General features: G+C 46.0%; 10 protein-coding genes and 1 pseudogene. 4 read left to right on the top strand and 7 right to left on the bottom strand.

Features of this window, described 5'->3' with window-relative positions; all coding sequences use genetic code 11:
• Positions 1-17: 17 nt before the first annotated feature.
• The 6 genes from OO778_RS24705 to OO778_RS24730 form a co-directional block, all read right to left on the bottom strand.
• Entirely contained in the window at positions 18-1358 is a 1341-nt protein-coding gene (locus OO778_RS24705; protein ID WP_213885563.1) for an MFS transporter, read from the bottom strand.
• Between the two features lie 6 nt (positions 1359-1364).
• Positions 1365-2867, bottom strand: a complete 1503-nt coding sequence (uhpB, locus tag OO778_RS24710) for a signal transduction histidine-protein kinase/phosphatase UhpB (protein ID WP_264912116.1) — start codon at positions 2865-2867, stop codon at positions 1365-1367.
• Positions 2867-3475 (bottom strand): transcriptional regulator UhpA, encoded by a 609-nt coding sequence (gene uhpA, locus OO778_RS24715; RefSeq protein WP_046875403.1) that lies wholly within the window; start codon positions 3473-3475, stop codon positions 2867-2869. Before uhpA ends, uhpB begins: the two co-directional genes overlap by 1 nt.
• A 138-nt stretch (positions 3476-3613) precedes the next feature.
• Positions 3614-5008, bottom strand: a complete 1395-nt coding sequence (gene uhpT / locus OO778_RS24720) for a hexose-6-phosphate:phosphate antiporter (protein WP_264912118.1) — start codon at positions 5006-5008, stop codon at positions 3614-3616.
• A 406-nt stretch (positions 5009-5414) separates the two neighbouring features.
• A complete protein-coding gene (fdhD, locus tag OO778_RS24725; protein ID WP_258688560.1) occupies positions 5415-6245 on the bottom strand; it encodes a formate dehydrogenase accessory sulfurtransferase FdhD in 831 nt (276 codons plus the stop codon).
• Positions 6246-6298: 53 nt separating this feature from the next.
• Positions 6299-7183, bottom strand: coding sequence for a LysR family transcriptional regulator (locus tag OO778_RS24730; protein ID WP_046875405.1), 885 nt, complete (start codon positions 7181-7183; stop codon positions 6299-6301).
• A 666-nt stretch (positions 7184-7849) separates the two neighbouring features.
• On the opposite strand from OO778_RS24730, the gene OO778_RS24735 reads away from it, so the two are divergent.
• The 4 genes from OO778_RS24735 (at position 7850) to OO778_RS24750 (ending at position 12731) form a co-directional block, all read left to right on the top strand.
• On the top strand, positions 7850-10174 hold the full coding sequence (locus tag OO778_RS24735) for an FdhF/YdeP family oxidoreductase (protein ID WP_264912122.1): 2325 nt from the start codon (positions 7850-7852) through the stop codon (positions 10172-10174).
• 297 nt (positions 10175-10471) lie between these two features.
• Positions 10472-10948, top strand: coding sequence for a DM13 domain-containing protein (locus OO778_RS24740; RefSeq protein WP_074189630.1), 477 nt, complete (start codon positions 10472-10474; stop codon positions 10946-10948).
• Between the two features lie 142 nt (positions 10949-11090).
• Positions 11091-11891, top strand: a complete 801-nt coding sequence (locus OO778_RS24745; protein WP_074189629.1) for a PhzF family phenazine biosynthesis isomerase — start codon at positions 11091-11093, stop codon at positions 11889-11891.
• Positions 11892-12035: 144 nt separating this feature from the next.
• Positions 12036-12731, top strand: coding sequence for an aspartate/glutamate racemase family protein (locus OO778_RS24750; protein ID WP_012842248.1), 696 nt, complete (start codon positions 12036-12038; stop codon positions 12729-12731).
• 76 nt (positions 12732-12807) lie between these two features.
• Here the strand turns inward: OO778_RS24750 and OO778_RS24755 are convergent.
• Positions 12808-14394, bottom strand: a pseudogene (locus OO778_RS24755) (FAD-dependent oxidoreductase); the annotation flags it as partial.

A 14394-nucleotide genomic window follows, 5' to 3' on the forward strand; every position in this document is an offset into this window, starting at 1 on the left:
AAGGGCGATAAGTCGATTTACAACCGAGGTTTTGGTTCGAGTGGTTTTCGTGATGGTTGCGCTTGCAAAAATGGCAGCAACAAAAGGCCAATGACGGCTGCACAAACTGAAATGGTGATGAAGAAACCCGTCCAATGATATTCTTCAAGAATTAACGCCAGTGGATAGCCAGACAATGCTGCGCCCATGTAGGCGAACAAGCCCACGAATCCTGTTGCCGCGCCTGCAGAATCTTTGTGAGAGCACTCAGCCGCCGCCATACCGATCAGCATTTGTGGCCCAAAGACAAAGAAGCCGATGGAGAACAATCCCGCCGCTTGGAATGCAAAGTTGGTCAGGGGCATCAGCCAAAGCGCAGAGACAGATAAGAAAATCCCAATCGCGAACAGCAAGTTCATTGGCCCCCGGTTACCGCCAAAGAGTTTGTCTGAGCCCCAACCCGCAACCAATGAACCAACAAAACCGCCGATTTCAAACATCGACAGAGCAGCGTTGGCGTTAATCAGGCTATAGTGATGCTGCTCTGTTAAGTACAGGTTTCCCCAGTCATTGATTGCCGTTCGGACGATGTAAACCAACACATAACTGAACGCGAGCAGCCAGATGTATTTGTTGTTAAACACGTACGATTTCAGAATTTCGCGGTAGGTGAGGCCACGTCCGTAATTTTCTTGCGCAAGTTCTAGCGCGTCGTTGCGCCATTGTCCGACACTTGGTAAACCCATTGTTGTGGGTTTATCGCGCAATCGCCAACAAACGAATAGACCGAGTAATACACCGATGATGCCGGGTAGAATAAAGCCTTCACGCCAGCTGTAGTGCAACGTTAAATAGCCCACCAAAATAGGGATCAGCGCGCCACCAACGTTGTGTGCGGTGTTCCAAATCGCCCATAAGAAGCCACGCTCGGAGCGTGAATACCAAGTGGTTAGCAGCTTGGAGCACGAAGGCCAGCCCCAGCCTTGGAACCAAGCGTTTAAGATCCACAGAGTAATGAAAGCTGCGAGTGAGCTAGAAAAGCCGAACGCGATGTTGACCAGACCTGTCGCAATCAATCCTAATCCCATGAAATAACGAGGGTTAGAGCGGTCTGAAATCGTACCTGAAATAAACTTCGAGCAGCCGTAAGTAATGTAGAAAAGCGTACCGATAAGACCCAAATCGCCTTTATCTAAGCCAAGATCGGTAATCATCGCTGGTGCGGCGTAGTTAAAGGTCTTACGGGTAAAGTAGAAACCGGCGTAGCCGATGTACATCCCCAACATAATGTGCAAACGCCAATGGCGGTAACGCTGGTCGATTTGCACGTTGCTTAGACTCGGTTGAGTAAATTTAGGTGAACGTAAAAATCCAAACATCTTGAGTTACACCTTAGGTAAAGTAATGCTGATTTGTGTGCCGATCACTTGATCGCTGGTGGAGTAGATAACCATTTTTCCACCTAACGCGTGCACACGCTCTTGCATGCCGCGAACGCCCATGCCTTTCATGCTGTCCTGAACTTTGAAGCCGACACCATCATCGTGAATCATCAGTGACACCGCAGCTTCTCCAATTGTCAGTTCAATATTGATCATCTGCGCTTCTGCGTACTTGGCTGCGTTATTTAATGATTCTTGGCATAAACGGAATAGGGTGACTTTGAGTGTGTCACTCAGGCTGGTGTAATCGCCCTGCCAGTTCAGTTGGACGTTGGTTCCGTGATTGGCGAATTCCATTTCTCGCGTTAGTTGCTCGACGGATTCTTTTAAGTCCAAATCATCCAGCATTTTTGGTCTTAGCTTGCTTAACAGTCGCTTAGTGGTGTCGTACACGTTGAGGGAAAGCCCTTCGATCATGTCGGCGCAACCCACGCTTGTTTCTGCGTTATTTACTCGCTTAATGATGTTGGCTTGTGTGCGGATCGCCGTGATGTTCTGGCCGATTTCGTCATGTAGCTCGCGCGCAATATCGCGTCTTACGGATTCTTCCGCTTTGATAAGCTGGCGAGACAAATTCTGATTGCGTGCAAGTTCGCCGCGCAGTTTGTGATTGAGGTCTTTTTGTTTCTGAACCCCTAAGCCGAGCATAATGCCGGTGATGGTTTGCGCCGAGAGAGATAATAACAAATCGGTGATTTCTAGATTTGATACGCCGCTGCGAGCTGCAATCAGCGCAATGCTGTTGAGCATGGTGGCGAGTAGGGCACCTTGCCAGCCGTAACGCAGAGCAAGCACGATGATTGGAATCGCCATACAAAATGGCGCAAATCGTTTTAGCTCTTCAGGCAAACTGGTTTGCACCAAAATACTGCCGATCAAAAGCAGCGCATAAAGCACGATATGACGCACCTGAAATACAACGGCATTACTAAGTAGGAGAGAGCTAAGCGGAGACCAACGACTTTGGAACAAATAACTCCATAACAAGTAGCACATAGGCACCACGAGCAAGCCTCCAGAAATGCTAGCCAGCCACACCATGTAAATCGAAGGAACGTGAAAACCAACAGCCATCACATTAATAAACGCGCTAATGATAATGACAACGCTCATCACGGCTAAATGGCGGTTTTGGTCTCCGTAGTAATATTTTTTCGCAATCAGAGTGACCGGGATACTGGCAATGCTCGCAATCAGCACGGTAAGCCACTGCGGTTGACCCAGTAACATCGCAAGTGCGATGGAAAGCCCCCACTCCGAAAGGTAAATCGTTGGCCAATAAGCGGTGCGAGTGTGTAGGGCGACACCTAATCGTAAAGCGAAAGGAAACAATAAGATCGCCAGCTCTGGATCGTTGACAAAGTAGTAGGCGATCACCCACAAACAGAACCAAGCACAGGCCATAACGAAAAGTCCGCAAATGGTGGTAACAGCATAAGCTCGCATTAAAAGGACTCTTGAGAAAATAGTTTGGCGAGCTCAACGTTGTTTTTCACGCCGAGTTTGTCGATGGCATTTGCACGATGAACATGCACGGTCTTGTGGCTCAAGCCAAGCTCTGCCGCGACAGACTTTACATCCAACCCGGTCGCAAGTAGCTGACAGACCTCGTTTTCACGTTTTGTCAGTTGGCATAGAGAGGTGGTGTTGTCGCTAGGCGTTGCAAGTTTAAGTGCAATATCTGATGTGAGGTAACAGCCACCAGAAGCACTGGTTCTCACGGCTTGAATAAGTTCGTCTGGGCTACAGCGTTTACTAAGATAGCCTTTTGCACCTAGCTTTAGTGATTTTTCCACCATCGCAGGGGAGTCATGCACGCTAAGCATCACGCAGGCAATGCCAGTTGGTATTTCGCTAAGAAAGTTTAAGCCGCTTTCATCTGGCATGGAAATATCTAGGATGACGACGTGTGGGTGTACCGCAGGCAACCCTGTGCGTGCTTCTGCGACAGAGCCGAATTCACCAACAACGGTAATATCACTTTCTAAATTTAATAATTGTGCGAAACCCGAACGCACGATGACGTGATCATCAACTAGAGCAACATGAATCATTATTACAACCAAATAGAGCAGAAGACTAACAACAATAAGCTCCAACAGGAGCCAATAGAAAAATCTTTAATGATACTGAATTGAACCATGCTTTTTAATGATCTTGCGCGCTTTACCGAAGTAAAGCGCGCAGAGAAGTTAGGCTTGGTCTTGTGCAAGTTGAAGCTTCTTCGCGTGTCGAATCTTCTTCTCTTCCGCAATAGCGACGAAAGCAAGCAAAACAATACAAATCATGGCGGAGGTATCTAGGGCTGCGAAGGTACCTTTCCAACCTGTTAAGCCGAAGATAGGTGTACCGTCTGCAATCATACCCAAGCCTAGTTTTGCAAAGCTATCGCCGATTAGGTAAGCGAAAGTACCTTTTACGCCGTCAGCCACACTGATTGCTTTTTTAGGGACAAAACCAACCGCGGCAACACCGATAAGAAGTTGCGGACCAAACACCAAGAAGCCCAATACAAATAGAGAGGCCAAGTACATGAACTCGCTAGTGGCGTGCTGGTAGAACTCAAGCGATACGATGATCAAGCCAAGAGATACACAAGCAACCAATGCGCGGCGACCGTTTGCTAGGTCAGAGAGGTAACCCCACATCAACGTACCCACAAGCGCACCGACTTCGAACAGAGTAAAGCCAGAGATTGCCGTTTCTTTTGACATACCAAGCTCCTGGTACGCGTATACCGTTGACCATTGGTCGATACCGATACGAACGATGTAAAGGAAGATGTTTGCAAAGCAAAGTAGCCAGATAACTTTGTTTTTAAGAACGTATTCAACAAAGATTTCTTTCTTGGTCATCTGGTTTTCTTCAGCGGCGGTGTCTTCTTCACTCACTGCTTCATCGAAAAGTTCTTCTACTTTACCTAGACCATAAGCTTCTGGAGAGTCGCTACCAAAGCGCATACCGATAAAGCCAACGATGATCGCGATGATAGAAGGGAACACGAACATGCCGATTACGTGGCCGTCGAATAGGTAGTTAGCACCGAAAAGAGCAACACCCGCTGCGCCCGCACCACCAACGTTGTGTGACATGTTCCACAAGCCTAGGTAAGAGCCGCGCTTGTTACGAGGTGTCCATTTTGTAATGGTTGAATAACTAGAAGGGCCACCAGTACTTTGGAAGAAACCACTCAGAGCGTAGAAAGCCACCATCAAGAACAGGCTTGCACTACCGCCGCCCATGCTGAAGCTGAAACCAAGCATTGCAAGACCAGAAAGGATCAGCATAAAAGGTAGGAATTGCTTGGTGTTCTTACCGTCAGCGTAGTAAGACACTACGGTTTTACCGATACCGTATGTGATGGAGAAGCCAAGGCCAATAAGACCTAGGTCTGTCATGCTCAAACCGTAAGTTGAGATCATGTCGTTTTGCGCGACATTGAAGTTCTTACGAATCAAGTACATGGTTAGGTAGCCGATGAATACGACCAAGTAAGATTGGATGAACGGTTTAAACCACATCTTTCTTCTAACTTCGACAGGAAGATCGAGGGTCGGCTTCCGCACCTGTTCGAGGAATTTTAACATGATGAACTCTCTTGTAATTGTTTTAGAAACACAACGGAGACCGTTGTGCACTCTTGTTACCTTTGACTGAGCGGAATTCTAGAGAGTGGTTTTGTGAGGCACATGAGATGGTTGCCTAGATCGGATAGGAAAAATTCCTAGAAATGCCTAGGAAGGTAGAAAAGCGTGAAAAGAGTCACACAAAGTCCTTATTAATTTATGGGTTTTTGACAGGGTTCTTATCGGATTGGAAAGCGTTCAAATGCAAGCAGGTTAATATACGCAAGCTTAGAGCTGACAAGGGGTGAGCACGTTTGGTTGGAGAGAATAGTGTCTTGTCACTAAGTATCAATTGGGAACGAGAAGCAAACAAAAGAGACCCAGAGGTCTCCGTTAGAAATATTAGGAATTCGGCTAGGTCGACGTGTTAAGGCGCAGGGCTGTATAGACGCGGCGAGCCGTATTTTGGCAAGTGAATTAGGTTCAAATGGTTTCTTCTTGCCCATTCGACGGTTAACGCTGTAGGTGCAGATAAGCAAACCAGTGTGGGGATGCGCGCGCGAACGGCTTTGTGGATCAACTCTAAGCTGCAACGGCTTGTCATTATTGCGAAGCCACTTTGAGGTTCGATGTGATTGTTGGCCAATGCGCCAATCAACTTATCCAGCGCGTTGTGGCGGCCGATGTCCTCTCGGCACAACTTGATGTTGCCTTGTAAATCTGCAAATAAAGCGGCGTGTAACGCGCCAGATTCACGTGCGGCTTCTTGATGCTGTGCGACTTTGTCTCGCAGCCCTTCGAATACATCGGAGCGCGGAGGAAGAGACGGTGTCAGCGGCACCAAATCAGGCAAAGCTTGTTCAAGAGCCTCGACGCCACAAATGCCGCATCCGGTTGTGCCAGCAAGATTTCGGCGTTGTGTTTTTAACGCCCAGAAAGCGCGGTTGCTGATTTCCACTTCCGCATAGTGAGATTCGTGATCGCCACCAATTTCAATGTCTTTGATCTCTTTGAAGTCGTGGACGATGCCTGTGCTTAGGCTAAATCCTTTCACGAAGTCTTCCAGATGGCCTGGCGTCACCATCATGACCGCTTGGCTAATGCCGTTGTAGCTGATAGCTAAGGCGGATTCACTCGCCAGCGACATTTGTTGTACTGGGCGGCCATCAATCAATTCTCGGTAATTGAACGCACTTGGTTGAGGTGGTGCTTGATTGAAATCGGACAGTTCAAAATAAGATTGAGTAGTACATCTCATGAAATCACCTCATAAGCCGTTGTGTATGCCAAAAATTGACGTGTGGATTGTTGTTATCGATTGAATATGCTTTTCGCTTCTGCGAAACATTGATCAGTTAGCGCGGAGAAGGGTTCTTGTTTTCGCTTTAACAAACCTAGCGGGGCGTGAACGGCGGCTTCTTCGATAGGGATAATGCGAAGCGTATCGTTCAACTCTTCCAATCCACAATTCAGCGGCATAATGGCGCAACAAAGGCCACTGGTTACTGCTTGGATCAAGTGAAAGGTGGAGTTACTTTCAATGACGGTTTGCGGAACCAGCCCTTTACTCACAAAGCTAAGATCAATGGAGTGGCGATAGTGCATACCCTTCGAAAGCAGCCCTAGCGGAATGTTATTGAGTGACTCCCACAACACTTCAGATTCGGCAAAATCAAAATGACGCTCATCGAATAAAACGCCAAGTTTGGTTGAATCTAGTTCGATAACATCGAAGTAAGCGGTGTTGACTTGATCGACATAACACATCCCCAAATCAAGTTGATTGCGATTGAGTTGGTCTATGATCTGTTCGGTCGTCATGGAGAGTATTTGAAAGCGTAACTCAGGGAACTGTTGAGCTAATGGTTTGAGCAATTGCATAGGGTTTTGGCTGGCGAGTGGCACCATTCCAAGCCGAAGTGAACCGACCAACTGACCACGGCAGTTGGCGGCTTCGGCTTGCAATCCATCATGAGCGGCTAAGACGGTTTTTGCCCAAGCTAAAATGCGTTCTCCGGCTTCAGTAAATCCTTCAAATCGTTGACTTCTTTGGATTAATTCGAGATCGAGTTCTTCCTCTAAGCTTCGGATTCTCATGGACAAGGTAGGCTGCGTAATGTGGCACAATGCGGCGGCTTGACCAAAGTGTTTGGTCTGTTCAAGTGCGATGAGATATTTAAGTTGTTTGATATCCATAATGGCTTGTTCACCTTGCGTTGTGAGTCACATGTACGGGGGAACTCCCTAAAAAGGGCACAGCACTACCGTACTTTTTAAGCGCTGGAGCGTTTTAACTGGGGAATGGGAAACCAAAACCAAGTCAAGAATAAAACCACGCTTAAAATTGATCTGAATCAAGGCTATTCCTGATATTAATTAGGGTCAAATTTAAAGTATCTATAGTGTGATAGATATTATCTATTATCAAGAGTACCGATTTTATTGAGTTCGTTAAGCGAACTAGGTGGAATAGAATGGGAAAACGATTAACCTCATCAATTGTATTGATTAAAAATGTGATGACCGTCAGTGGAAAAATTCGTCATAGATTTTGTTTATCACTCGGTCAGGATTATCAATTGGACGCATATTGAATAACGACTTAATCTTTGATTTAGATCAAGACGCAACAATGCAAATTGAATCTAACAGTCTTAGACACAGTAGGCGGGTATCCGATATCAAGAATCTAGATAAGTAAACGCTCGGACAAGCGAGAGCATGTTGAGTGGTTACTTATTTGGGTTAAAAAATACATGGATTAGAAACTAAGCCCTTCAATACTTCCGCATTATCTCAATAAATAACGCGCTTGTTTTCACGGGCACCCTGCTTGCTGGTATATCTGCGAGGAGTAAAGTCGTGAGCCAAAAAGAACAAATAAAAGCATACAAAGGTCCAGCTGGTGGTTGGGGTGCACTGAAAGCCGTAACCAGAAGTTGGTGGGGCAGTGAAAATGCAGTTAAAAACATTCGCACTATGCTCAAAACCAACCAAAATGGCGGTTTCGACTGTCCGGGATGTGCATGGGGCGAGTCGCCAGATAGTGGTAAAGTCAATTTCTGTGAGAATGGCGCGAAAGCGGTAAACTGGGAGGCGACCAATCGTCTGGTTGATCCTGATTTTTTTGCCAATCACAGCGTTTCATCTCTCTCAACGCAAACCGATTACTGGTTGGAATACCAAGGCCGTATCACGCACCCAATGCGATACGATGCCGAGTCCGACCACTATGTACCTGTCTCTTGGGATGAGGCTTTTTCTCTTGTGGCTAAACATCTCAACCAATTGGATTCACCACACCAAGCTGAGTTTTATACTTCTGGCCGAGCAAGCAACGAAGCGGCGTTTTTATATCAGCTATTTGTACGCGCATTCGGTACCAACAACTTCCCAGATTGTTCCAACATGTGTCACGAAGCCAGTGCAATCGGGATGAAAGACACCATTGGCGTTGGTAAAGGCACAGTGATCTTTGATGATTTTGAAGAAGCTGATGCGATTTTCGTGATTGGTCAAAACCCGGGCACGAACCACCCACGAATGCTTGAACCTCTGCGCGAAGCGGTAAAACGTGGTGCACAGGTTATCTGTCTAAACCCGCTGAAAGAGCGCGGATTAGAACGTTTCCAAAACCCTCAAATGCCGATTGAGATGTTGAGTAACGGCTCAGAGCCTACCAACACGGCGTACTTGCGTCCTGCTTTGGGCGGAGACATGGCAGTGTTTCGTGGCATCGCGAAATTCTTGTTGCAATGGGAGCGCGAGGCATTGCAAAACGGTGGCAAAGCGGTCTTTGACCGTGAATTCATCAAACAACACACGATAGGTATTGATGAGTATTTGGCTGAAGTGGACGCAACCTCTTGGGAACACATCGCGGAACAATCGGGTCTTGATTTAAGTGAAATCGAGATGGTGGCGAGCATGTATCGACGTGCAGAACGTGTGATCATGTGTTGGGCGATGGGGTTGACTCAGCATCGTCACTCTGTGCCAACCATTAAAGAAGTCGCAAACGTGCAAATGTTACGAGGTAACGTTGGTAGGCCGGGCGCGGGTCTTTCACCAGTGCGTGGTCACAGTAATGTTCAGGGCGACCGTACGATGGGCATTGATGAAAAACCTTCAGATCTGTTGTTGGATCGCATTGAAAGTCGATTTAACTTTGCCGTCCCGCGTGGTGAAGGCCACAACACTGTGCAAGCCATTAAAGCGATGGAAGAAGGGCAAGCGAAAGTATTTATCGGTTTGGGCGGTAACTTTGCACAAGCAACGCCAGATACAGAACGTACGCACAACGCGATGCGAAACTGTAATTTAACCGTACACATTTCGACGAAGTTAAATCGTTCTCACCTTATCACAGGTAAAGATGCGCTTATTCTTCCATGCTTAGGCCGTACCGAGATTGATCAGCAAGCGACTGGCGCACAAGGCGTGACGGTTGAAGATACCTTCAGCATGGTGCATATCTCATTTGGTCAGCTAAAACCGCGTTCGGAGCATTTGCGTTCAGAACCAGCGATTATTGCCGGTATTGCCAATGCTACACTTGGAGCAAAACCAATTGATTGGCTGTGGACGATTGAAGATTACGACCGTATTCGCGATTTGATTGCCGACACGATACCGGGCTTTACCGACTTTAACCATAAGCTTAAACACCCGGGTGGATTCCACTTGGTAAACCCAGCAGCCGAGCGTCGATGGAATACACCAAGCGGCAAAGCACAGTTCAGCTCTAGCGAGTTGCCGAAGCAGTTGATCAGCGAAGCGATACTCGAAAAAGGCCAAAAGCCAGATTTGATCTTGCAAACCATGCGCTCACACGACCAATACAATACGACACTTTACGGCTTGAATGACCGTTATCGTGGAGTATTTGGCATGCGCGAAGTCCTGTTCATCAATGACGCGGATATTCGTAAACTCGGATTTGAACCGGGCGATAAAGTAGACATGGTGTCATTGTGGGAAGATGGCGTTGAGCGGCGTGTGAGCGGATTTACGCTTGTTGCCTATGACGTACCAGCAGGTCAGGCGGCGGCTTACTATCCAGAAACGAACCCATTGGTTCCCTTAGATAGTTATGGGGATAGAACGTTTACGCCAACCTCTAAGTTTATTGCGATCAAATTGGAAAAATCGACATCCGATAAGATCGCTTTGGTGGAAGCAGAATAGTTCCCAAACCAGCACAACGACATTCCAGATAACCAAACGGCTGATATCAATTATCAGTCGTTTTTAATTGCTCACTTTGCCTTTAGATCATTTCGTTGAAGGCGTGTAGGGGGCTGAATTAAAATAGTTATTTTCGTTAATAACGGGGTTATTGGATAGCACTCTAAAAGGCAGCAATTAAGGCGCATTGGTCCAGCTTGTGTATAATATTAATGAAATTAGGCTATTAGACGTATAACCTGACGGATGTCTGTATTTGAGCCTAGATCTAAGCTGATGAAACTAATAAGAAGATAGATGACCTTGAAAAGTATAATTAAATTAACGTTAAGCCACTTAGTGGCTGTTGCGATTGGTATTGCGATAGGTATCTATACTTTACCGATTCTTATTGCACCGCCTGCGCCGACCGATGAGCAAGTTGCTAAGAGCAAGCAAGGTGCAGAATACAGCGCAGTGTTTAAGAGGGAACTCAAAGGTAGCGACGCTTTTCATTGGGGAGAGGGAGAAATTCATTTGAGTTCTGAAGTCATTACGTTGGTAGGAAAACTCGCTCCCGGACCAGACTATAAACTCTATCTATCTCCTAAGTTTGTCGAAACGGAACAAGCGTTTAATGACCTTAAATCTGAGATGAGCTTGGTTGGTGATGTTAAAACATTCAATAACTTCGTTGTTGAGGTTCCTCAAGGGGTTTCCATTTCTGAATACAATACTGTTGTTGTTTGGTGTGAAACATTCGGTGAGTTCATTACTTCGGCAAAATACCAATAAATCCCATTAGGAGAAAAAGTGGTTTCTTCTTAGTTAATAAAGGTTTTACTGCTCAAACAACAGGTGCAATACATTACGTGGTACAAATGCACTAAGTGCTGCTAATGGTTCTACAGTGGTTGATAGAACTTAAGGATATTTTGTGGAAGTTAAAATTTTTCAGGTCGACTCGTTTACATCAGAGGTTTTCAAAGGCAATCCTGCAGGTGTGTGTATCACAGAATCAAACCTTGATGAGGAAATGATGTTGGCCATAGCGGCAGAGATGTCACTATCTGAAACAGCGTTTCTGTCATTAAATACAATGCAACTTCGTTGGTTTACACCTGAAACGGAAGTCGCTTTGTGTGGACATGGCACATTGGCCACGGCGCACGTGCTGAGAGAGCAAGGGTTATATAATACTGGTGATACCATTGAGTTTGTTACGCTATCCGGCGTTTTAACTGCACAACTTGATCATGACGACATTCATTTGGTGTTTCCTGCTCCTATTTTAGATATGCGAGCAAGTATTAACACAGACTTGCTTCACGGCTTAGGGCTCGATGTGGCTGATGTAATCGCTTATGGTCAGTTTGATAATAAGCAGTTGATCGTCATCAATGATGAGTCTTTGATAGAGCAACTCGAACCTGATTTTAGTGCGCTGCTTAAACAAAAAGGTCGTGGAGTTGTTATCACTGCTCAATCAAGCACTGACGCTGATTTTGTCTCTCGTTACTTTGCCCCTTGGGTTGGTGTTGATGAGGATCCAGTGACAGGTTCTGCTCATTGCGCTTTATGTGTTTACTGGGCTAAAGAGCTCGGTAAAGCGCAATTAAAAGGCTTTCAAGCATCCAAGAGAAGTGGAGTTGTTTATACAGAATTATTGAATCCGGAATGCGTTAAGCTTTCTGGAAGTGCGGTAACAATGTTGCGAGGAGATATGAGAATCGCGTAGTCGTTCTTTTTGGTTCTCGTTTTTCTGATTGCAGGTTTATCCAGTTATCACTAGTGACAAAGCTAGAAGGCTGTCTATTCACGTAGTTGATTTTGTTTGTAAAAACACCCCTGCCATGGTGGTGTATAACGATTGGAGAGTTATATGAAAACTATCGGTCTTCTAGGCGGCATGAGTTGGGAGTCGACGCTTAGTTATTACAAATTGATCAACGAAGGAGTCAAAGAGGCGTTAGGCGGCCTAAATTCCGCAAAAATTTGTATGTATAGCGTGAATTTTTCAGAGATAGAGAAACTTCAACACCAAGGTAAATGGGAAGAAACGGCAAGTATTCTATCTGATGCTGCATCTTCAATAGAAAAAGGGGGCGCTGATTTTATTCTTATTTGTACGAACACAATGCACAAAGTTGCTCCTCAAATTGAAGCCAGCATTAATATCCCCATACTACATATCGCAGACGCGACTGCTGAGTTACTTCGTGAGAAAGGGGTTCAAAAGGTCGGACTCCTTGGTACTCAATTCACAATGGAGCAAGACTTTTACAAAGGACGGCTTTCCGACCTCTATGGGCTGGATGTCATAACTCCTGCTCAAGATGATCGCTCTATAGTGCATAACATTATTTATAAAGAGTTATGCCAAGGTGAAATCAAAGAAGAATCGAGAACGATATACCTGCAAATTATCGAAAAACTAAAAGAGCAGGGAGCTGAAGCTGTGATTCTCGGGTGCACTGAAATTGCCTTACTTGTAAACCAAAGTCACACCGATGTTACGCTACTTGATACCACTTCTATCCATGCTCAAGCAGCAGTCCGTTTGGCGATAGAAGGTTAATGAGTTAGATTTGAGTCCATGTAAATAAACAAAAGAGAAAACCAATCCCTCGGTTTTCTCTGTTTTTATTATCCCGTTATAAGCGCGAGAATTTGAGTGTTCTGTATCCACCAATCAAGTTACGAGCTTTGTAACCATTGTTGACCAGTTGACGGTATGCCACGTTACCGCGCAAGCCTACTTGACAGTAAATCACAATCTCTTTGTCTTTTGGTAGTTCACCCATACGATGGCGTAACTGGTCAACCGGAATGTTGATTGCCCCTTCAAGATAACCAACAGACTCCAATTCACCCGGGTTACGGACGTCGAGGAGAATTTGATCTTCAGTCAGGTTGTCGATTTCATCGTAATGAATCGCCGCTGCGTCACCTTTGATGATGTTATTTGCCACAAACGCCGCTTGGTTGATCACATCTTTTGCACTGCCGTAAGGTGGCGCGTAAGTCAGTTCAAGATGCTGCAGTTGTTCAACCGTCATGCCAGCACGTTGTGCAACAGCCATAACGTCGATGCGTTTATCGATGCCATCTTTACCAACTGCTTGAGCACCTAAAATCTTGCCTGATTTTGGATCGAACAACATTTTGAACGACACCACTTCTGCACCAGGGTAGTAGCTCGCGTGGCTTGCGGTATGCACGTACACTTTGTCGTATTCAATACCAGCGCGTTTCAATTGTTTCTCATTTTTACCTGTTGAAGCCACAGCAAGGTCAAAGATTTTACAAATCGCTGTCCCTTGTGTGCCTTGGTAAGTTTCTTTGCGGCCTAGCATATTGTCTGCTGCCATACGACCTTGACGGTTTGCCGGGCCTGCAAGTGGCACTAGAGTTTGCTCGCCAGTCACGAAGTCTTTCTCTTCTACCGCGTCACCGACAGCGTAGATAGATGGATCGCTGGTTTGCATGTGTTCGTTCGTGTAAATACCGCCTAGCGCGCCAATTTGAAGGCCAGCTTCTTGCGCCAGTTTTGTCTCAGGACGCACACCGATTGCCATGATCAGAATATCGGTAGTGAGTTTTTCACCGTTGTTCAGTGTTAACTCCAATTCACCTTCTAGGTGTTGGTGTTTCTCACTCTCACCAGAGTCGAAACTTGCAACGTGCTCGTTAGGTAGGAATTTCACAGATTCAAGCGCGACGCCAAGTTTGAGGTCGACACCTTTGTCACGAATTTCTGCATGAGCAAAGCCTGCCATTTCACGGTCTACTGGCGTCATGACTTGGTCTGCCATTTCGATCAGAGAGGTTTTAATGCCAAGTTGGTGGAAGGCTTCCATCATTTCTAAACCGATGAAACCGCCGCCAACAACCGTCGCATGCTCTGGCTTGTTCATTTGGATCGTTTCGATGATGCGATCCATATCTGGAATGTTACGTAGAGAGTGGGTTAGCGGGTTATCGAGACCTGGAATTGGCGGAACAATAGGGCCGGCACCTGGGCTAAGCAGCAGAAAATCGTACGATTCTACGTATTCAGACTCATCCAACAGGTTTTTGATCGTAACGGTCTTGTCCTGTCGGTTAATAGAAACCACTTCATTCATCACGCGAACATCAACGTTAAAGCGTGCTAAAAAGCTTTCTGGCGTTTGTAGTAGTAACTTACTGCGTTCTTGGATATCGCCGCCGATGTGATAAGGCAAGCCACAGTTGGCAAA

The organism is Vibrio sp. STUT-A16 (genome assembly GCF_026000495.1).
GTDB lineage: Bacteria > Pseudomonadota > Gammaproteobacteria > Enterobacterales > Vibrionaceae > Vibrio > Vibrio diabolicus.

Excerpts from the sequence above, each read along its gene's own strand:
- OO778_RS24705 (WP_213885563.1), bottom strand. The coding sequence starts at position 1,358 with ATGTTTGGATTTTTACGTTCACCTAAATTTACTCAACCGAGTCTAAGC.
- uhpB (WP_264912116.1), bottom strand. The coding sequence starts at position 2,867 with ATGCGAGCTTATGCTGTTACCACCATTTGCGGACTTTTCGTTATGGCC.
- uhpA (WP_046875403.1), bottom strand. The coding sequence starts at position 3,475 with ATGATTCATGTTGCTCTAGTTGATGATCACGTCATCGTGCGTTCGGGT.
- uhpT (WP_264912118.1), bottom strand. The coding sequence starts at position 5,008 with ATGTTAAAATTCCTCGAACAGGTGCGGAAGCCGACCCTCGATCTTCCT.
- fdhD (WP_258688560.1), bottom strand. The coding sequence starts at position 6,245 with ATGAGATGTACTACTCAATCTTATTTTGAACTGTCCGATTTCAATCAA.
- OO778_RS24730 (WP_046875405.1), bottom strand. The coding sequence starts at position 7,183 with ATGGATATCAAACAACTTAAATATCTCATCGCACTTGAACAGACCAAA.
- OO778_RS24740 (WP_074189630.1), top strand. The coding sequence starts at position 10,472 with ATGACCTTGAAAAGTATAATTAAATTAACGTTAAGCCACTTAGTGGCT.
- OO778_RS24750 (WP_012842248.1), top strand. The coding sequence starts at position 12,036 with ATGAAAACTATCGGTCTTCTAGGCGGCATGAGTTGGGAGTCGACGCTT.